The 24963-nt window shown below is 24.5% G+C and carries 20 protein-coding genes; 17 read left to right on the top strand and 3 right to left on the bottom strand.

Annotated elements, in window-relative coordinates; translation table 11 throughout:
- Positions 1-33: 33 nt before the first annotated feature.
- From KYD98_RS05650 to KYD98_RS05640, 3 genes are all read right to left on the bottom strand, one after another.
- Entirely contained in the window at positions 34-1746 is a 1713-nt protein-coding gene (locus KYD98_RS05650) for a S8 family peptidase (protein ID WP_219778623.1), read from the bottom strand.
- Positions 1730-3565, bottom strand: a complete 1836-nt coding sequence (locus KYD98_RS05645; protein ID WP_219778622.1) for a S8 family peptidase — start codon at positions 3563-3565, stop codon at positions 1730-1732. The genes KYD98_RS05650 and KYD98_RS05645 overlap by 17 nt, the downstream gene beginning before the upstream one ends.
- Before the next feature lie 230 nt (positions 3566-3795).
- On the bottom strand, positions 3796-4794 hold the full coding sequence (locus KYD98_RS05640) for a hypothetical protein (protein ID WP_219778621.1): 999 nt from the start codon (positions 4792-4794) through the stop codon (positions 3796-3798).
- A gap of 150 nt (positions 4795-4944) precedes the next feature.
- On the opposite strand from KYD98_RS05640, the gene KYD98_RS05635 reads away from it, so the two are divergent.
- The 17 genes from KYD98_RS05635 to KYD98_RS05555 all read left to right on the top strand — a co-directional run bounded on the left by KYD98_RS05635 (position 4945) and on the right by KYD98_RS05555 (position 24907).
- Entirely contained in the window at positions 4945-5334 is a 390-nt protein-coding gene (locus tag KYD98_RS05635; RefSeq protein WP_219778620.1) for a zinc ribbon domain-containing protein, read from the top strand.
- A 186-nt stretch (positions 5335-5520) separates the two neighbouring features.
- Complete coding sequence (locus KYD98_RS05630; protein ID WP_219778734.1) at positions 5521-7551, top strand: thioredoxin domain-containing protein; 2031 nt, start codon at positions 5521-5523, stop codon at positions 7549-7551.
- A 296-nt stretch (positions 7552-7847) separates the two neighbouring features.
- Positions 7848-8990 carry a flagellin lysine-N-methylase gene (fliB, locus tag KYD98_RS05625; protein WP_219778619.1) on the top strand — a complete coding sequence of 381 codons (1143 nt, stop codon included), beginning with the start codon at positions 7848-7850 and terminating at the stop codon, positions 8988-8990.
- A gap of 435 nt (positions 8991-9425) precedes the next feature.
- Positions 9426-11081: a family 14 glycosylhydrolase gene (locus tag KYD98_RS05620; protein WP_219778618.1), complete on the top strand. Its 1656-nt coding sequence runs from the start codon at positions 9426-9428 to the stop codon at positions 11079-11081.
- A 313-nt stretch (positions 11082-11394) separates the two neighbouring features.
- Positions 11395-12840, top strand: coding sequence for a lipase family alpha/beta hydrolase (locus KYD98_RS05615; RefSeq protein ID WP_219778617.1), 1446 nt, complete (start codon positions 11395-11397; stop codon positions 12838-12840).
- A gap of 175 nt (positions 12841-13015) precedes the next feature.
- Positions 13016-13630: a DUF488 domain-containing protein gene (locus tag KYD98_RS05610; protein ID WP_219778616.1), complete on the top strand. Its 615-nt coding sequence runs from the start codon at positions 13016-13018 to the stop codon at positions 13628-13630.
- Positions 13631-13665: 35 nt separating this feature from the next.
- Positions 13666-14154, top strand: coding sequence for a DNA-deoxyinosine glycosylase (locus KYD98_RS05605; protein WP_219778615.1), 489 nt, complete (start codon positions 13666-13668; stop codon positions 14152-14154).
- A 79-nt stretch (positions 14155-14233) separates the two neighbouring features.
- Positions 14234-15013, top strand: coding sequence for a PHP-associated domain-containing protein (locus KYD98_RS05600; RefSeq protein ID WP_219778614.1), 780 nt, complete (start codon positions 14234-14236; stop codon positions 15011-15013).
- Positions 15014-15118: 105 nt separating this feature from the next.
- Positions 15119-15604 (top strand): L,D-transpeptidase, encoded by a 486-nt coding sequence (locus KYD98_RS05595; RefSeq protein ID WP_219778613.1) that lies wholly within the window; start codon positions 15119-15121, stop codon positions 15602-15604.
- 229 nt (positions 15605-15833) lie between these two features.
- Positions 15834-16436 carry an NUDIX hydrolase gene (locus tag KYD98_RS05590; RefSeq protein WP_219778612.1) on the top strand — a complete coding sequence of 201 codons (603 nt, stop codon included), beginning with the start codon at positions 15834-15836 and terminating at the stop codon, positions 16434-16436.
- Between the two features lie 216 nt (positions 16437-16652).
- A complete protein-coding gene (locus KYD98_RS05585; RefSeq protein WP_219778611.1) occupies positions 16653-17072 on the top strand; it encodes a bacteriohemerythrin in 420 nt (139 codons plus the stop codon).
- 375 nt (positions 17073-17447) lie between these two features.
- Positions 17448-19475, top strand: a complete 2028-nt coding sequence (locus tag KYD98_RS05580; RefSeq protein ID WP_219778610.1) for a methyl-accepting chemotaxis protein — start codon at positions 17448-17450, stop codon at positions 19473-19475.
- A gap of 68 nt (positions 19476-19543) precedes the next feature.
- Positions 19544-20734, top strand: a complete 1191-nt coding sequence (locus KYD98_RS05575; RefSeq protein WP_219778609.1) for an Mbeg1-like protein — start codon at positions 19544-19546, stop codon at positions 20732-20734.
- Between the two features lie 159 nt (positions 20735-20893).
- Complete coding sequence (locus KYD98_RS05570; protein WP_219778608.1) at positions 20894-22264, top strand: DUF3829 domain-containing protein; 1371 nt, start codon at positions 20894-20896, stop codon at positions 22262-22264.
- Positions 22265-22416: 152 nt separating this feature from the next.
- Positions 22417-23061, top strand: a complete 645-nt coding sequence (locus tag KYD98_RS05565) for a pentapeptide repeat-containing protein (RefSeq protein WP_219778607.1) — start codon at positions 22417-22419, stop codon at positions 23059-23061.
- A 46-nt stretch (positions 23062-23107) separates the two neighbouring features.
- The gene (locus tag KYD98_RS05560; protein ID WP_219778606.1) at positions 23108-23335 is read left to right on the top strand and encodes a DUF1653 domain-containing protein; all 228 of its coding nucleotides are present in this window, start codon (positions 23108-23110) and stop codon (positions 23333-23335) included.
- A gap of 354 nt (positions 23336-23689) precedes the next feature.
- Positions 23690-24907 carry a BaiN/RdsA family NAD(P)/FAD-dependent oxidoreductase gene (locus tag KYD98_RS05555; RefSeq protein WP_219778605.1) on the top strand — a complete coding sequence of 406 codons (1218 nt, stop codon included), beginning with the start codon at positions 23690-23692 and terminating at the stop codon, positions 24905-24907.
- The last annotated feature ends 56 nt before the right edge of the window (positions 24908-24963 follow it).

Raw genomic sequence — 24963 nt, 5'->3', positions numbered from 1 at the left:
ATGTCTTAAAAAGATATTCCTTTTATTTAATTATTATGTCATATTTTGGAACATTGTTAATATATTTAAGATTCCATATCCCCATTGTTGGTTAGGATATATATCTCCCATTCTTTTAAGAGTACCTCTAGCAATAAAAGCTTTCATACCTTGAGAATACATATAAGGATAATTACCATTAACAATTCCCCATTCAAGTAACATTGCAGAAGCTCCAGCCAATATAGCTGCTGATACACTTGTACCATTAACAGTTGCAACATTATTATTTGGAGCTACAGTTAAAGCATTTACTCCTCCTGCTGCAACATCAATCTTACCTACGAAATCATCTATAGGTGCCATTCCAGAATAATTTACAATATTATTATTATTCTGATTGTAAGCAGCAGCAGTAAGCAAATATTCTGAATTACCCGGATTTGTGATTGTATTATATGGATCTGAACCTCCAAAGCCAGTGTTTCTATGTTTAATACCATCTTGTGGTAACCAAGCATCAAATTTTCCATCTAAAACATAATTTCCTATTAACCTAATTTTCCATATGCCTGCTTGTATGTTATAAAATCTAATACGAATTAATTCATCACCAGTAAATTCTTCAGGTAAATAATAATTAACTTTTATCGATGTTTTTTCAAATATAAAAGTATAAAGTTCAGTAGAATTAATTAAAGCATTCATTACACCACTATTTTCTCCAGAAGGAGAGATTATATCTATAGACATTACATTTGGAGATGGTACCCAAACTTCAAGCCATAAATTTTTTTGAGTAGGGTCTACATCTATCTCCATTACATTTAATCCACCAGCAACAGGAATTATACCAGAAGCATGGCCTCTCTTATTTCTTTCATTTCCTGTACCAGTAACAATAGCAATTCCACTATTTGATGAAATTGATTCTAAATATTTTCCTAAAATATCATTTCCAGTATGACTCCCTAAACTACTACCTAGTGGTAGATACATAACTATTGGTTTAGCAATACGTAGAGAATATCTATACAAAAATTCTATTGCCGCAAAAATAGAAGTTATATTATATACGGGTATATCTACATTAAATTGTTTTTTAAAAGAATCATCTTGTATCAATTTTACAACTACAAAATTACATTCTGGAACAACACCTTTTAAATTAGGGTTTTTTCCAGTACTGCCTATTATTCCGGACATATTTGTTCCATGTCCTATTTCATCTTTTGAAGGAACTATTTCATATGGAGATTTTCCTTCCTTATATGCCTTTATAGCTTCATCTATTTGTGCTTTTGTATAGACACTACCAAAAGGTATACTATCGTCTACATTATTGCTATTTATTGTCTGATCCCAAATGTATTCAATTCTTGTTTGACCATTTGAATCCATAAATTCTTCACATAAATAATCAATTCCAGTATCTATTATTCCTATATTAACACCTTTTCCTGTTAAATTTAAGGGTAACTCTAATTGTAAAAAATTAGCTTGAGAAGCTTCAAGTGGTGAAATCTCTTCAAGAGTATACATTTCAGCAGGTTTTACATATACAACAGAAGAAAATTTAGCGGCAATATCAAATGGTTCTACATTTTTGGGTACAGATATTATTGCATATTTATCATTAATTAATAATACATAATAATTAGGTTCTTTTGAAACCTCTTGAATTATATCTCCTTCATATTGGATGATATAATTATCAAAATTTATATCACTAAAAATATTTTTAGTGATATTATCGTCTCTTTTCATAAAATCCCTCCATAATTTTTTTTGGAATTCTTATAAATAAGTTATTTGAATAATATTCAATAAATTTATCATATGTATTTCTAGAAGTTCTATAGGATCTACTAATAAAATCAAATGTTCCTAATAAATCAAAATCTCCGTAACCAATTTCTTGATTTGGAAAAGTAAATATTTTATTTCTATAAGCTCCATGCATAAAATAACTCCTAATTTTTTTTGAATACATAGTTGGATCATTTCCATTTATAATTGCCCATTCTAATAAAAGTACACAAGCACCTGCTACTATTGCTGTAGCAGCAGAACTTCCAGATATTAAAGTAGTTCCACCTGAAACCTGAGTTGTTAAAATATTAATTCCTATAGTGGCAATATCAGGATTTATTGTAGTATTAACATTAGTATTAAATCCTTTTCCTGAAGAAGCAATTAAAGAATTATCAGAACCATAATAAGCTACAGTAACAGTATTAAAAGCTGTTGAAGGTATTGTTAATGTATTAAATGGATTTGATTCAAGAAATATTGTATTTTCTGGTAAAGTAATTTTAGGTTGTAACCAAATGTCATATCTACCATCAGTTATATATTCTCCTAATAATTCAAATTTCCATATACCAGGTTTTATATTATTAAAATTAACATTTATAACTTCATGACCAGTATAATAGTCAGGCGTATAGTATCTAACACTTAAGGCTGTATTTACAAAGACAAAATTAAACGTTTGAAATTTATCTATCTTTGATTCTATTAATTTAGATGATTCGCCAGTTGGAGAAATTACAGTTAAAGAAGCTCTATTTGGCCTTCGTACCCAAATATTAAATGAAAATGCTTTAAGTTCTTTAGGTATTTTTAGTTCTACAGTTTTTACATCATTTACGTTTTTTATATAACCTGTTGCATGTCCTTGTGAATCCCCTTCATTTCCTACACCAGTTATTACAGCTATTCCTCTTAGACTTGCAATAGATGATACATATCTAGAAATTAAATTCATACCATCATGACTACCTTCAGTACTTCCAACCCCTAAACATATAACTATAGGTTTTTTAGATTTTATAGCGAAATTTTTTATATATTCTATTGCAGATAAAACTTCTGAAGTATTATAAATAGGTACAGGTTTAACTCTATTTTCAATTAATTTTTGCTTAAAATTTGCAGATTCCAATAGTTTTACAATAACAAATTCACAATCTTGAGCTATTCCTTGAAATTGAGGATTATACCCTCTAGCACCAATAATTCCTGCAATTTGAGTTCCATGCCCAATATCATCTTTTGAAGGGACAATCTGATAAGGGTCCTGATTGTTGGTACGAGCATTAAGTGCATTATTTATTTGTTCATTAGAATATTCTGTGCCAATATAAAGTGGAGCAGAATTCTGAGAAGAGCTTCTAATAGTCTGATCCCAAATGCTAACAATTCTTGATGTCCCATCCTCTCTAATAAATTCTTGATTTAAATAGTCTATACCGGTATCAATAATTCCAACTAATACATTTTTACCAGTTAAATTTAAATAAGGATTGACTTTAATAGTACTTATATTATCAACAGCACTTGGAGAAATATCTTGAAGTATAAACATAGATCTAAAATCAACAAATATAATTTCAGGTACCTCATTTAAAAGTCGAGTTAAATCAGAAGGATTAACTGCTATAACTCCAAGAGTTTCATTAATTATATCACCACAAGCATATGATATCTTATCAATTTTTTCTTTGAAGTTACCTCTATATTCAATTAAATAGTTAGCTGGAGTTGGATCATAGTATAAATTACAATCACGTATATTATTCATATTTAACTCCTAAAAATTATTCATAATAGTTTAAACTTTTATTGATATTAAAATATCGATATTTGTTAAAATATAGTTATTTTATTATATTTTAATAATATGTAGTTAATGATATAAAATATATAATTTAGAAAAACATCGTTTATACTCAATTTTAAATTAAAAATCTCATGTCATAATATTTTTAATTTAACATGAGATTTTTGAATTTTAATTTTTAACAAATGATATTAAAAGAAAGAATCTTTATAATAATATTTCCAATTATCATTAATTTTTTCTTCTCTAATATAATAAGATATTTCACTAGAACGATCTTTAGATAAATTCAATTCTCTAAATTTAGAATTAAATGAATCAGAAAAAGATTTAAGAGCTTCTGGAATTAGTCCTATAGATGAATTAAATACTTCAAGTGGATTAGAGCTCTCATCATTATTTCGAGTTGAAAAAATTGTTTCATAAGTATTATTACTAGCCTCATTAGCTAATAAATTTATTTTAGTTTTTAAATCATCATCATAGTTACTAGGATATGATAATTCTAATGTAATTCTATAACTAATATTTCTAAACTTTACACATGGTACTTCTGTAGTAATTGGGGTATCATCTATATAACCTATAGTTTGATTTTTAAAATCCTCTTTAACTTCAGGGATATCAATAGAAGCTAAAGTTTTAGTATATACATGCCTAATTTCATTTAAAGAATATTCTTGCTTATTATTTTGAAATTGTATGTCATTATTTATAGAATTTCTACAATTCTCACAATTAGATATTAAATCAGATCTGTAACATATGAAAGAATCGATTCTTTTTAAATCTAATCCAAAATAAACCCAATATCTTCCCAACCATCTAAATCCAGATATAGAACGTTTATCAACATTAAATAAGAATGCCCAATAGCTTTTACCATTTGTTTCCCAAATATAAGTATATTTAAAAAGACAAAATCGTATTGAGTTTGGACTAACAGCTTTAGCTTGAGGACTATCTTGAGATTTACTTAATTTTTGTACTCCATTATCTTTTTTACTAGGAATATAATTTGGAGGCGGTGATTGTGGCATTCCTGGAGGCATATTTCCTCCACCTGGAAATTTGCCTCCAGGAATAAATGGGGTTCTTTGATTACTAAAATATTCATATGGAATAGAGGAAAATTCATAATTTAAAGATTCATTATCATCTTTATAAGTATCATCATTTTCATTTAACATTTACATTTGTCTCCTAAATAATTAATTATAAAATAGTATATGTATAAATTCTTAATATGTTATAATATAAATGAATTCGCTTTATAGAAGTTAATGGTTATATATGAAAGTGAATAGCTAAAAATAATATATATTGAGGATTGTGAAAATATGTTTTTTATAGGTATATTTGGAATAGAAAATAAAGATATAGAAATAAAAGTTTTAAATAATATAGTTTGTGAAAAATGTAATACAACTGTTATAGGAAGATTAGTAAAGAATTATGATTATTTTCATTTCTTTTTTATTCCTTTTTTAAAATGGAATGAAAGCTATTATGTAGTATGTAATAATTGTGCTTCAATATATAGTATACCAAAGGAGAAAGGTAAAGCTATTGAAAATGGAGAAGATATCGAATTAACTTATTGGGATTTTAAGAAAACAAATAATATATATTATGATGATTATTATGAACCAAAGGTATGTTGTAATTGTGGTAAAAGATTAGAGTATAACTTTCAATATTGTCCATATTGCGGAGAAAAAATCAAATAATTATTATAGTAAAATAAATATAAGATATATAAAATGAAATCGATGTAGTTAAATTAAGTATTAACTACATCGATTTTATTTATATTTAACATATGAAAATAAATAGGATTTAATTATTTTTTTACATAATAAATTAAAGTTAAGAAAAAACTATATATAAGAAAATAAAATTAATGAGGTGATTTTATCAATAATAGAAAATCAAATAACTTAATAAAAGAAAAAAGTCCATATCTTCTTCAACATGCTTATAATCCAATCAATTGGTATGCATGGAGTGAAGAAGCTTTTGATAAAGCTAAAAAAGAAAATAAACCTATTTTTTTAAGTATAGGATATAGCACATGTCACTGGTGTCATGTAATGGAAAAAGAGTCTTTTGAAGATGATGAAGTAGCTAAATATATGAACGAAAATTTTATAGCAATTAAAGTAGATAGAGAAGAAAGACCAGATGTTGATAGTGTGTATATGACAGTATGTCAGGCTCTTAATGGTCATGGAGGATGGCCTTTAACCATTTTAATGACTCCAGATCAGAAACCATTTTATGCAGGTACTTATTTTCCTAAACATTCAAGATATAATATGCCAGGACTTATGGATATTTTAACAGCTGTATCTAATGAATGGGAAAAAAATAAAGACAAAATAGTATCTTCAAGTGAAAGTATACTTTCTGAACTTGATAGATATTTTGTTAATAAAGCTTATGTTTCTAAATTAAGTTTTAAGAATTTAGATAATGGATATAATCAACTTTTAAATAGTTTTGATGAACTTTATGGAGGGTTTGGGACTGCACCTAAATTTCCAACTCCACATAAAATAATGTTTTTACTTAGATATTATCAATTAAAAAATAATAAAGAAGCTTTATATATGGCAGAAAAAACATTAGATTCTATGTATAGAGGAGGAATATTTGATCATATAGGATATGGTTTTTCAAGATACTCTACAGATAATAAATGGTTAGTTCCACATTTTGAAAAAATGCTTTATGATAATGCACTTCTTATAATTACATATTTAGAAGCTTATCAAGTTACAAAGAAAGAATTGTATAAAACTGTAGCAGAAAAAACATTAGATTATGTATTTAGAGAATTAACTAATGAAAATGGTGGATTTTATTGTGCAGAGGATGCAGATAGTGAAGGAGAAGAAGGAAAATTTTATGTATTTAATCCATCAGAAATTATTGAAGTTTTAGGAGAAGAGGATGGAAAATATTTTAATGAATATTTTAATATAACTTCTAGCGGAAACTTTGAAGGCAATAGTATTCCTAATTTGTTAAAAAACAATAAGTTTAATAATACAAATATAAGAATAAATGATATAACTAAAAAACTATTAAATTATAGATCTTCTAGAATGAAGCTTCATAAAGACGATAAAATTTTAACTTCATGGAATGGTCTTATGATAGCTGCACTTGGAAAAGCATATATGGTATTTGAAGATGAAAAATATTTGAATTATGCTAAAAAATCAGAAGAATTTATATTCAATAATTTAATAGATCGTAAGGGAAGGTTGCTTGCAAGATACAGAGAAGGTGAAGCATTACATAAGGCATACTTAGATGATTATGCATTTTTATGTTTTGGACTTATAGAAATTTATCAAAGCACTTTTGATACAGATTATCTAAAAAAAGCTATTAAACTTACTAATGATATGATTGACCTTTTCTATGATAAAGAACAAAATGGATTTTTCATTTATGGAGAAGATGGAGAAAATCTAATAGCTAGACCTAAAGAATTATTTGATGGGGCAGTACCTTCTGGAAATTCTGTTGCTGCATATAATTTAATAAGACTTGCTAGAATAACTGGAGATACAAAGCTAGAGGGTATGGCAGAAAAACAGCTTGATTTTATAACAGGCTCTTTATTTAGTGAAGAAATAAATCATTCATTTTATTTAATAGCAGCTTCTTTTGCATTAAATTCATCAAAAGAATTAATATGTATTGTTAAAGATGAATCTGAAATAAATAATCTGAAAAATTTTTTGAAGAAAAAATATGATTTTAATTTAACTATAGTAGTTAAAACCGAACAAAATAAAAAAGACTTAGAAGACATAATTCCATTTATAGAAAATTATAATTTAATAAACAATAAATCAAGTTATTACTTATGTGAGGGTAAATCATGTCTAACTCCAGTATATGATATTAATGAACTTAAAGAGTTTTTATAAGTATAGTGTTAAAATATATGCTGAGAATTAGATTAAAATTACTTTTTAATCCTTTTAATCCTTAAAAGCAACTTAAATTATACTTTAACTTTATATAAAATATAAAAAATATTTTAATAAATATATAAAATTTAATTGGACTTTAGAAAAAATTAAAAGTATAATAAATTCTTGGAAAGATAATAAATAAGCTTAATATGAAGTTAAGAATGATCTGATTACTATATTGAAAAAAGTAGAAGCTTTAATTATACAGCTTCTACTTTTTTATTTAATTAAATAGATGGGAGTTAATTATGAAAGTAAATATTTTTATGCCTAAATATATGTTAGATTTTAAATGTATAAACTCAAAATGTACAGATACATGCTGTGCAGGGTGGGATATTAATATAGATGAAGCAACATATAATAAGTACATTAATAGTGATGGGATTTTTAAAGAGTTAATAGATGGAAAGTTTGTTAAAAATAATAATGAACATGAATCATTTAATCATGGATTCATGATACTTAAAGATGAACGTAGATGTCCATTTTTAAATTCTAATATGCTTTGTGATATACATGGAGAATTAGGAGAAGAAAATCTTTGCATAACTTGTAAAAGTTATCCTAGAGTATTTAACCTTATAGATAATATATATGAAAAAAGTGGATTATCTTCATGTGAAGAAATATGTATTAGAGCATTTTTAAATAAAGACAAAATGGAATTTATTGAACTTGAAGAAGAGTTAGAAGAAGATAATATTGAAATAAGAAGAATTATTGACAGTGAAGCATTTGAAGGTACTGAAAGTATTCTTCAATATTTTTGGGATATAAGAGTAATTTCTATAAATATTATGCAATTAAGAGAATTTTCTATAGAAGAGAGATTAAGTATTCTTAAGAATTTTTATAATCAAATTGAAAAAGCATATAATGAATATAAATTTATTGAGATAGAAGAAATTTTAGAAAATTTTAATGAAGAATCAATGAATTATAATTTATTAAAAGGATTAGCATTTAATGAAAACAATGAATTTTATATAAAAATTTGTGATGAAGATCTTATAAAAAGTATAAGAAGTTTAAGATTAAAACAATGTGTTAATGAGTATAGAGAAGGAATTCTAAATAAAAAAAACATATGCCAATATTTAACTAAAGAATCTAAATACTTTAACGATCTAAAAGAATATGATTATATATTTGAAAATTATATAGTAAATCAAATTTTTAAGGATTTAATTCCTTTTAATAAAGGAAAAAGTTTAATTAAAAGTATTAATGTGTTAATTAATATTTATAGGTTAATTAAAGCATATGTTATTGGAATTTCTATAAATTCTAATAAAAAAATAACTGATAAAGAAATTGTAAGGGTTATTCAAGCATTAGGTAAAGATATGGAGCATAATAAAGTATTTGTGAGTATTTTAGAAGAATAAAGAAATTAAATTTAAAACTGTATTTATATTCTTAACTAAATATTATTTTTTCAAAAATATTTAGTTAAGAAATTTTTTGAAAAAATTTTATATTTTGTCTTGAAAAATAATATATTTTAATATATTATTAATTTAAGTAAAATAGTGGTATTGATATTCAAAAAATACATTATAGTATTATTATGGATTATAAAATTATTTAAATTTGTTTTTGGTTTAAATGTAATCGTTTTTTAAAAATAAGTATTATTTTTTTGAATTTAATGCAAACGATTGCGTCAAGTATTGAAAATTTAAATAAACAATCTACTAAAAAATTAAATCATAGAAAGTAATTAATACAATTAAAACTATACAAAGGGGTGATTTTATATTAATTAGTATTAATAAATATATTTTTTAACTATAATAAGAGAAATAAGGGGGATAAAAATTATGAAATATAATAATTTATTTAAGAAATATGCAAAAGTTGCATTATCGTTAATATTAACTTTTGCTATAATGCTATCTTCTAGCATTACAACTTTTGCGTCAACTATAAAAAAGGATTATAAAACTTATGTTATGGCTCCACTTGAAGATATAAAAGATAATGAATGGAACACATTTAAAGAAAAATTAATAACTCTTAAAAATAATGGTGTATATGCAATTACAACTGATATTTGGTGGGGATCTGTAGAAAAAAATGGAGATAATCAGTTTGATTGGAGTTATTATAAAAAGTATGCTGATGTTGTTCGTTCTTCTGGATTAAAATGGGTTCCTATTTTATCAACTCATCAATGTGGTGGAAACGTTGGAAATGGGGAAACAACAGTTTCATTACCAAGCTGGTTATGGACAAAGGATAGTAAAGAAAATATGCAATTTAAAAATGAAGAAGGACAATATATTGATGAATATCTTAGCCCTTGGTGGTCAGGTATTGAACAACAATATGATGAACTTTATGCTTCATTTGCAGAAAATTTCAGTGACTATAAGGATATTATAGCTAAGATTTATCTTTCAGCTGGTCCTTCAGGTGAATTAAGATATCCTTCTTACAATAGCAATATAGCAGGTTGGACTTATCCTGAACGTGGACAATTATATTGTTATAGTGAAGCTGCTGTAAAGGATTTCCAAGATGCTATGCAAAATAAATATAATAGTATTTCTGAAGTTAATACTGCATGGGGAACAAATTTAACAGATTTTACACAAATACAACCTCCAACTGATGGTGATAATTTCTTTATAAATGGTTATAAAACAACTTATGGAAACGATTTTTTAACTTGGTATCAAGAAACTCTTGAAAAACATTTAGCTAAAATAGGATCTTTAGCACATGAAAATTTTGATTCAGTTTTTAATGTTAGAATTGGAGCCAAAATGGCAGGTATACACTGGTTAATGAATAGCCCTACAATGCCACATGCAGCAGAGTATTGTGCAGGTCTTTACAATTATAGTGATTTACTTGATCAATTTAAAAAATCAGACTTAGATTTGACTTTTACATGTCTTGAAATGAATGATTCAGATGCTTATAAGGATAATTATTATTCAGCACCAAAAAGTCTTGTTATAGAGATTGCAAATCTTGCAAAATCTAAAGGTATAACAATGTGTGGTGAAAATGCATTAGCTATTGTAAACAATAATCAAGGATATCAAAATTCAGCTGAAGCATTATTTAATTATGATCTTTCAGGATTTACACTTTTAAGAATAAATCATATTTTATCAGATAATGGAAAATTTACTTCAGATTTTGAACCTTTTATAGATACTTTAGTAAGAAAACCAGTACCAGTAACTTTTACAATAGATAATGTTAATTTAAATAATGGAGAAAAATTATATTTAACAGGTAGTAATTGGGAAATGGCTAACTGGACTACAGGATTATATCCTTCAGAATTCACTTGTAAAGATGGAAAAGCTACAGTAACTGTATATCTTGGAGAAGGACAAAATTATGAATTTAAAGCAATAAAGAAAGATAAAAGTGGAAATGTAACTTGGGAGAGTGGAGATAATCATTCATATACTGTTCCAGAAGATGGTGGAAATTATAACTGGAGCTGGAATAATTAATAATAGAATAAAAAATAACTAAAATTGAACCTATGAAATAGACATTAAAAAAGACTATTTTAATAGGTTCTTTTTTTAATGTCTATTGAAAATAGTAATGTAAAAACTCAAAAGTAATTAATAGATATAAAAGTGCATTATATTTATGTAGATCAAAAAGATACTAAACTTATATAAAGAGGAAGATTTAATATAGAATAATATGTTATAATAGGATATGTTTGTATGGAATGTAATAATTAAAATACTATATTTAATTAAAGTAGATTTTCTATTTTTTAATAACTAAAGAATAAAAGGATTGATTGAAATAATGACAGGATTTATAATAACTCTTATTATAACGACAATAATACTTAGCATCATATTCTTAGATCTTATCAAAAAAATATATTTGTTACATAAATATTTAATAATAATATATTTAATTTTTGCACCACATATTGTTTTTTTAGGATATATTTTTAGTGAACGTACTAAATTTGGACAAGATAAATTTATATGTAAATGGATTATTTTAATTGAGATAATTTTTTTTATTTTTTATATTTGGCTAAAATTAAACATAATTACTAATTATAAAAGAAAAGACATAAGTATTAGACTAAGAATAATGTTAAGTGGAAGAAGTCTTGTTTTTTATGGATTATATATAGGGTTTATTCAAACTATAATATACATAATTGCCTTTAAGGAAATAAAAGACATAAATATTCCTAATAATATTTTTATAATAGATACTATTATTACAGGCTTAAATATTATTACGTTATTTATAAATGGAATTTTGAAAGTTTTATGTACTTCAAGAAGATTAAAGGTATTAAAAAGATTTGTAATAGCTTTTTTGGTTTTTGTTCCAATTATAAATATTTTTATAATACTTTATATATGTCATATTGCAAAAATAGAATATGATCATGAATGCTATAAAGTAATTAAAAATGACGCTCGTATTGATTCACAAATATGTAAAACAAAATATCCCATTATATTAGTACACGGTGTTGGGTTTAGAGATTTAAAATATATTAATTATTGGGGAAGAATACCTAAAGAATTAATTCGTAATGGTGCAACAATTTATTATGGTAATCAAGAGGCATGGGGAACAGTTGCTTATAATGCGCAGAATATTAAAAGTAAAATTTTTGATGTCTTAAAAGAAACAGGAGCTGAAAAAGTAAATATCATTGCACATTCAAAGGGTGGCTTAGATGCACGTTATATGATTAGTAAATTAGAAATGGGAGATTATGTTGCATCGTTGACAATGATTTCATCACCACATAGAGGATGTAAATTTGTTGATATTGCTTGTAAGATACCCGATAAAATTTATAAGATTATTGCAAAATTATTTGATAGATATTATAGAATGTTAGGAGATAAAAATCCTGACTTTTATACAGCAAGTAGACAATTTTCAACTAATCATAGTAGAATATTTAATGAGGAAGTAAAAGATGTATCACAGGTTTATTATCAAAGTTATGCAACTGTAATAAGAAATATATTTAGTGATTATGTTGTAGCAATTCCTTACATTTTAGTAAAATTAACAGAAGGTGCTAATGATGGACTAGTCGCAGTTGATTCTGCTAAATGGGGAGAATTCAAAGGAATATTAAAAAACAAATATAGACGAGGAATTTCTCATGGAGATATTATAGATTTAAGAAGAGATGATTATAAAGGATTTGATGTTATAGAAAAATACATAGAAATTGTATCGGAACTTAAAAATAAAGGATATTAAAATATTTTTATAAAAAATAATTATTTGATAAAATAAAGTAATTAGTAAAATTTTACTAACTACTTTATTTTTTTATTGTATATAATAAATAATATAAAAATGTTAAAGTATAATAACATATAAATTATGCTCTTATATAAAAAATTAATATAGCTAAATGAATAGGAGGAGTTACATGGATATATATACTATAGGTCACTCTAATTATTCTGTAGAGAAGTTGATTGACATGTTAAGACATTATAATATTAACTGTGTTGTTGATATTAGAGGGATTCCCTATTCTAAATATAATGTTCAATTTAATAAAGAGATAATAAAGAGAACTTTAACCGATAAAGGATTTACATATATTTATATGGCTAAAGAGTTTGCAGCAAATAGAATCATCAAAACATCTTATAATAAGGAAGGATACGCTGATTTTAAGAAAGTTATAGAAGAACCTGATTTTTTAAAAGGAATTGAAAGATTAAAAAAAGGTTGTGAAAAAGGATACAAAATAGCGTTGCTAGGAGCAATGCAAGACCCTATAAGATGTCATAGAAGCATACTTGTTGGAAAATCATTAATAGATAATGGTTTTAATGTAAAACATATATTAGATAATTATTCTATTGCAAATCAAGATGATATAGAAGAAAAACTCTTGAATAAGTATTTTTATGATAGAGCACAAATTACTATAGATAGTTTACTTGGAAATAATATTAATGAACAAGAAATGATAGAAGAGGGTTATAGATTAGCTAATCGAGAAATAGGTTATAGAATAGAGAAAATTAAATAAAATATATTACTTTTTAGAAAGGAGAGATAAAAAGTATGATAAAATCATTTCCTTATTTAATAGATAAGAATAGTAAAATACTAATTCTAGGTTCTATGCCAGGTGTTGAATCACTTAATAGACAGCAATATTATGCTCATCCTAGAAATGTATTTTGGAGAATATTATACACTTTATTTAATGAGGATTATAATGAAGATTATGAATATAAAAAATCATTTTTAAAAAGACATAATATAGGCTTATGGGATGTACTACATACTTGTGAGAGAAAAGGAAGTTTAGATTCAGATATTAAATTTGAAGAAATAAATGATTTTAATGCTTTATTTAAAGAATTTCCCAACATAGAACATGTGTTCTTTAATGGTTCTAAGGCTTATGATAGTTTTAAAAAGAAAGTAGGATTCTGTTTTGAAGGAGTAAGTTTTCATAAATTATGTTCTACGAGTCCTGCACATGCAATTTCTTTTGAAAAAAAACTAGAACAGTGGAAAATAATTAAAACTATAAACGAATCTTAAAATATATTGTTAATTTATCGGAATTTTATAAGTGCATGAGAATAGTATGAATTAAATGGATAATAATTTAGGAGGAAATATGAATATTGATTTTCATGTACATGGAATACTAAGTAAAAAATTAAAGTTTGATCCAGAATTATTTTTGCAAGGTATAGAATATGCAAAAGAAAATGGATTAGATGGATTTATTTTATGTGAACATTTTAATGCAGTTGACTTAAAATCTGCTTATTCCTATCTAAAAGATAATTATATTTATCAAGGGGACAGATATATAGTAAATGGTTTTTCAATATTTATAGGAATGGAAGTAGATATACGATATGGTGGACACGTTATTGTAAGTGGGAATAGAGAATCTATATTAAAAATCAGAGAAGAATTAGAACCTAATATAAAAAAAGATAATTTTATTTTTTTTGAGAAGTTGTTAGATTTGGGAGAAAAGTATAATTGTTTAATGATTGGTAGCCATCCTTATAGAGAAAATCATAAATTATATCTTCAACCAGAGAAACTATTAAAAAGACTAGATGCTTTAGATTTGAATACAAAAGATATATATAAAAGAGGTTTGGATATAGTTGAAAGAGAAGTAAACGAATTATCTAAAACTCTTAATATACCATATGTAACTGGAAGTGATAGTCATTACCCAGTTCAACTTGGAACTGTAAAAACTTGCTTTAAAAATGAATGTTACACAATAAAAGATTTAAAAGAAAATATTAAAAATAAAGCTTATGAAATAAAAATATCAAAATGTCTTAAACTAAAAGTATATACGTCTAAAATAACTAAAAATTATATAAAAAGAAAAAAGAAAGAAGAAAGGGAATTAAATAAAAATAATTAAATTATATTTTGAAATAAAACTTTTAATTCTTATTAAGTAAGAGTCAAATATCAAAAGATTTTCATATATTAATTTTGATATTAATTATTTTAAAGTTGTATATGTATGAAATTTCTAAAAAAATTATTCAAAAATAAGTTTGATAATACACGACAAAATAAAACTGATTATAATACTAATGCTAAAAATTACGTAAATTCTAAGAATTTTTCGAGCAAAACTAAATATCTTATATGGGTTGATCTTAAAAATTTTAAAGTTAATATTTTTAGTGGCAGTAAAAACAACTGGAAATCATTAAAAAGTTATCTTTGCACAATAGGAAAAATTTCAACACCTACTCCTAAGGGAAAGTTTACGACTGGAATAAAAGGATTATATTTTGGAGTAAATAAGGGGTATAAATGTTGGTATTATACACAATTTAAAGGAAATTATTTATTTCATTCAATAATATATAATCTGGATGGTTCTGTTAGGGATGGCAGACTTGGAATGGCATTATCTGATGGATGTATAAGGTTAGCAAAAATAAATGCTAAATGGATATGGGATAATATTCCTAGAGATACTACGGTTGTAATAAGTTAAAAACTAAACTCTATTTTTATAGTATAATATACTAAAATAGAGTTTAGTTTAATTATAAATAGAATAAATGAGTTTTTCTTGCTATTTTCATCTTATAGATTAGAAATGTTAGATGTATAAGAAATTTATAACTTTATAATGATATTGATGATTTTTTAATAATATAATTAAACTAAATATATAATCAACTAAAAGAAATATTAATTTAATTAAAGTGAGATAAAAGCATATGAATTTAAGTGATATTAAAAATAAAATAAAAGGAACAAAACCTTATATAAATGGATGGAAACAAGCAAAGCGTGCTTCAATCATAGTCCCTTTAATACAGTTAAATAACAAACTCTATGTTTTATTTGAAGTAAGAGCAAAAAAATTAAATAGTCAACCTGGAGATATATGCTTTCCAGGTGGAAAGATAGATTTTAAAGAAACTCCAAAACAGGCAGCATTAAGAGAAACTTATGAGGAATTAGGTATAAAAGATATTGAAATAATAAATGAATTGGATACAGTAGTTAGATATGATGGTATGATAATTCACCCCTTTTTATCAATAATAAAAGATATAAAGAATATAAAGATAAATAAAAGTGAAGTTGATCATGTTTTTTATGTTCCAGTTGATTATTTATTAAACCACAAACCATTAGAAGCTGTTGGAAAGCTAATTGTTAAAAGGGAAGATGATTTTCCTTATGATTTAATTGTAAATGGAGAAAATTATAAATTTAAAGAAGGACCTTATAGATATTTATTTTATAAATATAAAGATTATGTTATTTGGGGAATTACAGCAGGTATATTAAAAAATTTTTTGGATGAATTATAGTAACTAATTTAATTAATAATTTCATTTAACTTAGAACTATCAATGGTTTAGTATATAATACTTTTAATTTTTAAAATTAGTATAAATAACTTAACTTGTTTTTATGCACCTTTTTTGTTAATATTTATTTAAAATGTATTAATATATTTATAATATATACGATAAATATATATGTAATACTGATAAAAAATAATTTTAATTAAAGGAGGATTTAAAATGGCATTTGAATGGAAAGAAAGATATAAACTAAACATTGACGAAATTGATAAGCAACATAGAAGGCTTATGGATATAGGAAAAAAAGCTTATGAAATTGCTGTAATAGATGATGGTTATGACAGATATGATGAAATATTAACAATAATTGATGAGCTTTTAGAATATACAAAATATCATTTTGAATATGAAGAAGAAATGTTAAAGAAATATGATTATAAACATATCCATAGTCAAGAAGAAGAACATTCATTTTATGTATATAAAATAGATCAAGTAGCTTCTAGAGAAGATATAGATGATAATCAAAGAAAAGTTATATTAGAAATTATAGATTTTTTATCTCAATGGATTAGTACTCATATTATGATATCTGATAGAGAATATGCAGTATATTTAAAAGAACAAGGTATAATATAATAGCTATTATTTTATTTAAGGAAATTTATAAATTGTAAATAAATTTTAATTAATTTATAAATATTTTTATAACTCTTAATATTATATAAATAAGTATAATGTTAAGAGTTATGGATGTTTCTAATAAATTAAGTTAAAAATTATAAAATTTTTAATGAACTATAAGAATTATACTTGTTGAGCAGTTGGTCTACTTAACAAGTATTTTTTATTCTTTATAAATGATAGTATATTACAAAAGAAATCTTATCTGTTAAAGCTTTGTAGTTTTAATAAACTATAAAAATGTTTTGTATATATTATATGAAATTATAATATTATACTTATAATTTTCATATTAAAATATAGATTGATTTACATTGGGGGGATAATTAAATGAAAAACAAGAAAAATAGTAAACTTTCAAGAAAACTTATACCAATTATTATAATAATGATTACAATACCTGTATGTATTGTTGGAATAATTTCTATTCAAAAATCACAAAATATATTAAAACAAAACTTAAACATAACAAGTTCTCAAACACTTAATGAAGTTGATAAAGGATTTTCCAAATATATGAACGTTCTTACTAATCAATTAATTATGGTTACATATAATGATGATATAAAAGATTTAAGTTCTTTAGAAAATGCACGTGAAGGAGATACTCATGAAGATATAGCTGAATATGTACAAGCTTTATTAAACTCAGTAAAAACAACATCTCCTGAAGTTTTAAATGCATATTTTGCAGGAGAATATGGTGAATTAGTCTCAGATGGAACTGTAGTTGATCAAAATGATTTAGATTATAAGTCAAAAGAGTGGTATACAAAGGCTAAGGAGGCTGATGGTAAAACTGTTTATATAGAACCTTTTAAAGATAGTGTAACAGGAAAATTAGTTTTTACAATAGCTCAAGCTGCAAAAGGATATAACGGAGAATTTATAGGGGTAGTTGCTTTTGATATATCAGTGGATAATTTAGAAGAATATGTTAAAGATATAGGATTATTAAAAACTGGATATGTTATACTGGTTGATAAAAATGGAAATATAATAGTAAATAATGATAAGAATAATATTATTAAAGAAAAACTTAGTGAATTAACAATTTGGAATAGTATCTATTCAGAAGAAAAAGGAAATTATGAATATAAAAATGGTGGAAAAATTGTTTATATTACGCATCAAAGTAATGAAAACACTGGATGGAAACTTGTTGGATTGATAGATAATGAAGAAATACTACAGCATACAAGGATAATAAAAACAACAATATTTATTACAGTATTATTGTGTATAGTTTTAGGAAGTATAGCATCAATTTTACTTATAAACATTCTGCTTAATGAAATTAAAAAATTAAATACATCTATAGGGAAAGTTGCAAAGGGAGATTTTACAGAAAGAATAAATGTTACTATGAATAATGAACTTGGAGAACTTGGAGATAACTTCAATTTTATGTTAGATACAGTATGCAGTCTTATGAAAGATGTTGAAAGTACGTCATCTAGTTTATTAAGTGCTTCTTCTAATATATTTAATATGTCTGAAGAAACAACCTCTTCAGTTTCAGAAGTTTCAAGTGCAATAGAGGAAGTTGCTGCTGGAGCTACTAGTCAAGCTCAAGCAGCTCAAACAGTTTCTGAAAGTGTTGATAAATTAGATACAAGAATAGAGGAAGTAGATAGTCGTACTAACACTATAAGTAATTTATCTAATAAAGCTGAAAATTTGAGTTGCGAAGGATTAGAAATATTAAATGAATTGGTGAATAAATCTAAAAAAACAACTGAAAATTCTATTAAGTCTACAGGTATTGTAAATGAAGTAACAGAAAGTATTGAAAACATTAATTATATCTCAAATGTCATAGCAGGTATAACCGAACAAACAAATCTGTTGGCATTAAATGCAAGTATAGAAGCTGCTAGAGCTGGAGAGGCTGGAAAAGGCTTTGCAGTAGTTGCTGAAGAGATTAGAAAATTAGCTGAAGAATCTAAAAATTCTACTGACCAAATAAAATCGATCATTAATGAAATAAATAATAAAGCAGTTGCGGCCAGTGAAGCTATGATAGAAAGTACTAAAATGCTTAAAGAGCAAGATAAATCAGTAGAAGAAACTAAGCAAATCTTTAATAATATAGTAGACTCTATAATAAATTTAACTGAAGGTATTAAACATATAAAAAATTTAAATGAAGAAATGAAGAGTGATAAAGAAAAAGTTAAAGATCAAGTTGAAAGTATATCTGCAGTTTCACAAGAAACAGCTTCAATATCAGAAGAGGTTACGGCTTCATCAGAAGAAGTTACTAAAACAATGGATGAATTAACTCAATATGCTAATGTGTTACAAGATATAGCTAATCAATTAAAAGATAATATAGATAAATTTACATTAATCTAATATGAACAACTCCTTAAAATATAAATACATTTATATTAATGAAGTATTTTATTTTAAGGAGTATTTTTATGTATCTTTTAAGTGATAGTGAACTATTATTATTATCAAATTTTATATATTTAAATTTGGATACTTTTAAAGAAAAAAGTGTAAAAAAAATAATAAATGATATCTTATATAAAGGTAAACTTAATCAAGCTATATTAACAAATGGTGAATGTAAAGAGGTAGTAAAAAAAAGTGAATGGATATCAATTATAGAACAAATTTATAACGATTCTAATTTAATGAAACTAAAAATTGAATATATAGAAACAGATACTAATGGGGTAAAGACAGCTACTTTTATTTATAAAGATAGTATAACTGTAGTTTTTAGAGGTACAAAAACTTTACATGAGTGGGGAGATAATGGTGAGGGAGCTTATAAAATAGATACATCTGAACAAATTAAAGCATTAAATTATATAAATAATATTCCATATAAGAATATAGTAGTTACAGGACATTCAAAAGGAGGGAATAAAGCTAAATATGTAACACTTTTGTCTGATAAAGTTAATAAGTGTATTTCATTTGATGGCCAAGGATTTTCTAATGAATTTATTAATAAATATAAAAATGAAATATTAAAGAATAAAAACAAAATAATTTCCATTAGTGCAAAGTACGATTATGTTAATTGTCTTCTCAATTCAATTGATGAAAAAAAGATATATATATATACTGAACTTCAAAAAAATCCATTTTATTATCATAAAGCAGGTATAATGCTAGATGGTAATGGAACTTTAAGAGCAGAGACAGAGCAAGCTTTTTTTTCAAATATTATAAATGAATTTTCAATTTATGTGATTTCAGAATTACCAGAACCACATAAAAGCTTTGTTATAAATAGTTTAACTGTAATAGTAGAGTTATTTTTATGTGGGAATAGCATAAATAAAAATATACTAGAAATAGTAAAAGGAACATTATTATTATTTGATTATACAAAACATTATAAATTAAAAAATGAATTTTCTATAGCGTATAATTTACTTTTAAGTATTACATTCCCACTTGTATTTTGGAATGATTTTATCAAAATAGATGAAAGTAATTCTAAAGAAAACTTAGAAAATACATTGTTAAAAATCAAAAACTATCAAAATAATATAATTTATAAACTAAGAAAATTAGGCATAGAAGGAGAAAAGGTGGCAATTCTTATCGATGATGCTACTAATAAACTATTATATAAATTTAAAAATATTTAGTAACAAGTAAAGAATAATCCGTATTTAACGATAATAATATGGATTATTTTTTATTTATTAGATTAATTTTACTTAAAGAGTTATATTTTTATATAATTTAGCTTAATTGTAAGATTAATATCAGCTAAATTTGCATTGAAAAATGAAAGGAGAATAATTATGCGAATAAGTTACAAAATTTATAGTGGAAGTACACGTGCTACTGTACTCTCGGTATTAAGTGGGATCTTTAAAGCAATAGCTTTAACGTTTTTTATAGGAAGTATTGGAGTATTTTTTATAGATAGTGCTTCAATTAATATGGAATTTTCAGATAAAATAATATTTATAGTTGTTACTATTATATGTTTAATTTTAGGATTATTTTTAAGTAAAAAAGCTGAACAATTAGGAAGAATTGATTTTGAAAAGAAAATAAAAAAAGATTTAAAATTTGCCATATCTATGGGAAAGCAAAATCCTGAGAATGTAGAACTATATATGCAATTAAATTCACAATATAATGAATACATGCAATCAAGGGAATTTAATATACAAAACTTTGTAGAAACTGAAACTCAAAAAATTAAAACTGTAAAAACAAGATATGCTATATTTTTAGCTGTACTTTTTATAATATCAATCCCTATTATTGTATTTGTTGGGAATAAGGAAGGCACAAGCTCAGCTAGAGAAGAGGAAAAATATCAAGAATATGTAAAGTTAAATAATGATATATTGTGGAGATTTGATGCTTCAGTCACTCCTTATGTAGAGCAATTTGGAAATGATGATAAAATCATAATTCCTAAAAATGAAATTTCAGGAATTACACCAGTAGTTGAAGGATTTTTTAGTGATTTAGATAAAGTAAAAGAGACAGCGAGTAAAAAACCTAAAACAGATGTTGATGAAAATGCTATAGCATTAGCTGATGAAACTAAAAAGACATATGATATTATTAATGAAGTTTGTAAATATTATAATGATAAAGAATATAAAAATGATAATCTATTAAGAGCACAAGAACTTCATGATAGATATATGGATCAAATAGAAGTATGGTATTATAAATATATGCAGTTTTCAGAAAATTTAGAGCCTATGGCTATTAAAGTAATGAGTAAAGATTTAAATACATATAAAAAAAATGGACAAGACTTTGACTATTATAGATTAAAACTATTAATTGATAGTGAATCGCTTAAAAATTATATGAAAGAAAATAAAATTGATGATACAAACGTACTCTCAAGTGATTTAACAGAATATAAAAATTTATTAAATACTTTAAATGAAACTTATGATAAATATAAAGTTTATTCAAAGGATAAAAAGAATTCTATTCATTTAGAAGCTTTACAGAAAGATTCTGATTCTTTTGTTAGAAGTGCCAACAGAATACTTGAAGTAGTAGATAAACAAGATTTGAGTGCAGGAATTGTTCATACTCCTGGAATTGTATATGCTGAATCAGAGCCTTCACCAGTTGATGATTTAAGTTATTATTTAGATCGTATGATATCAGATTATAACAGCTCTATAAACTAATAGATATAAAAAATAAAAGATGAGATAAAAATAATATCATCTTTTATTTTTTTATATATTTTTAGTTTATGGAAAATATATGTACTAAATTTTATTAAAAATATGATACTATAATTAATATAAAAATTATAAAGAAATAGAGGTATATTTATATGTCTGATTTAAATAAAGTAGTAAAACCTAAAGTAGTAAATTTTCTAGAAAAAGATATAGATATTTATGATTCACTTCTTAATGAAAAAGAACTTTTAAATAGTTTAATAGAAAATTGTACATTAGATTGTATAAATGAAGAACGTGTAGAGATTAACGGGTGTATTTTAGAAAATGTTATATTTGACCAATGTTTGTTTAAACGTATAGATTTATTAGATTGTGTATTTAAAAATTGTGATTTATCTAATATCGATTTTTCAGAAGGAAGTATATATAGAGTTGAATTTCAAAATTGTAAATTAACAGGAAGTAATTTTAGTGAATGTAGCATGCAAAATGTTCTTTTTAAAGATTGTTTATGTACGTATTCTAATTTTTCATATTCAAAAATGAAATTAATAAATTATGAAAAATGTAACATGAATAATGTAAGTTTTTTTGAGTGTAATTTTAATAAAATAGCATTTAGTGGTTGTAATTTAGTGTTAGGGGATTTTACTAATACTCTACTAAAAGGAATAGATTTTACAGACAGTGATATTTCTTCGATTATACTTACAGGTAGAGAATTAAATGGTGCTATCGTATCACCAATACAGGCTATGGAACTTGCTAAAATATTAGGAATTATTATTAAATAAAATAATACTATAATTGATTATAAAACTTTTAAAAGGAGAATTTAATATGCGAGAATTTAAAACAGGTAGATACAGACACTTTAAAGGAAAAGAATATGAAGTTATTGATATCGCAATTCATAGTGAAACTAGAGAAAGATTTGTGGTGTATAAGGCTCTATATGGAGATTTTAATACTTTTATTAGACCTTACGATATGTTTATGAGTAAGGTTGATAAGAATAAGTACCCAGATGTTACTCAAGAGTATAGATTTGAATATATTGATAAGTAATAATTAGATGTTTATCATGAAATATAATAGTGTAGTATATGTTTGGAACTATATATTTTATACTAGCATTTATATATGTTTTCTTTTTTTGAAAACTATTTAGTATTAATTATAATTTAAATATAATCATATGTTTTAGATTTATAACGTGTGTATCTATGTATAGAATTATTATAAAAACTTTAGATAACTAATTAACAGAGTAGATAATTATATATAATATATAGATTTTATAATGTATAATTAAATCTGATATAATTAATATGGTAATATTTAAATAATATGTACATATGAATAAGTTAAACATAAGAAAGTTTAATGTTAAGTAGAAAAACTAAGGAGCTGATTTTTTTAATGAGTAAAGTTATTGTTATTGGAGCTGGACCAGCAGGAATGATGGCTGCAATAACAGCAGGGAAAAAACATGAAGTAATATTATTAGATGGTAATGAAAGAATAGGGAAAAAACTTTTTATAACTGGAAAAGGAAGATGTAATGTAACTAATGCAAAGGATATATCTGACTTTTTTGATTATATACCTGGAAATCCTCACTTTCTTTACAGCTCATTATATACTTTCACTAATGATGATACAATGAAATTTTTTGAAAATGAAGGAATTAAACTAAAGGTTGAAAGAGGGGATAGAGTATTTCCTGACTCAGATAAATCTTCAGATATAATTAGAGGGTTGTCTAATGCATTAAGCAGATCTAATGTAAAAATTAGACTCAACTCAAAAGTAACAGATATAAAGTATGAAAATAATAAAATAACATGTGTTGAAATAAATAATGAAGAAATAATTAAAGGTGATCAGTTTATTATTGCAACTGGTGGAGCATCCTATCCTTTAACTGGTTCAAGAGGAGAAGGACAGGAATTTGCTAAAAAACTAGGACATAAAATAGTTAAATTAGTTCCGTCATTAGTTCCGATAGAAATAAAAGATCATATAACTAAAGAACTTATGGGATTATCTTTAAAAAATGTTGAAGTAACAATAAAAGAAAATGGTAAAAATGTATATACTAATTTTGGAGAGATGCTATTTACTCATTTTGGTTTATCTGGACCTCTTATATTAAGTGGAAGTAGATTTATAAAAAATAATAATAAATCCTACAAAATTTATATTGATTTAAAACCAGCATTAAATATTGGAGAACTTGATAAAAGGATACAAAAAGATTTTAAAAAATATTTAAATAAAGATTTTAAAAATTCATTAGATGAATTACTACCTAAAAAGTTAATTCCTTTTATTATTAATTTAACAGGTATTTATGAAGATAAAAAAGTAAATGAAATTACGAAAGAAGAAAGAAGAAAGTTAGTTGATACTATAAAAGGTATCGAGCTAGAAATTAAAGGTCTTAGACCAATTGCTGAGGCTATTGTCACAGCAGGTGGGATAAGTACAAAAGAAATAGATCCTTCAACAATGAAATCTAAAATTATTGATAATCTTTCTTTTGCAGGGGAAGTTATAGATGTTGATGCTTTTACTGGAGGGTATAATGTTCAAATTGCATTATCAACAGGATATATAGCGGGTAACAATCTTTAATAATTAATTAAGAAAATATTACCTTGTTTGAGATAATAAAAAATTATATAATCGTA

Source organism: Clostridium weizhouense (assembly GCF_019431045.1).
GTDB classification, from domain to species: Bacteria; Bacillota; Clostridia; order Clostridiales; family Clostridiaceae; genus Clostridium; species Clostridium weizhouense.
The sequence above is the reverse complement of the archived record's forward strand: the minus strand, read 5'-3'. Positions and strand labels throughout refer to the sequence as shown.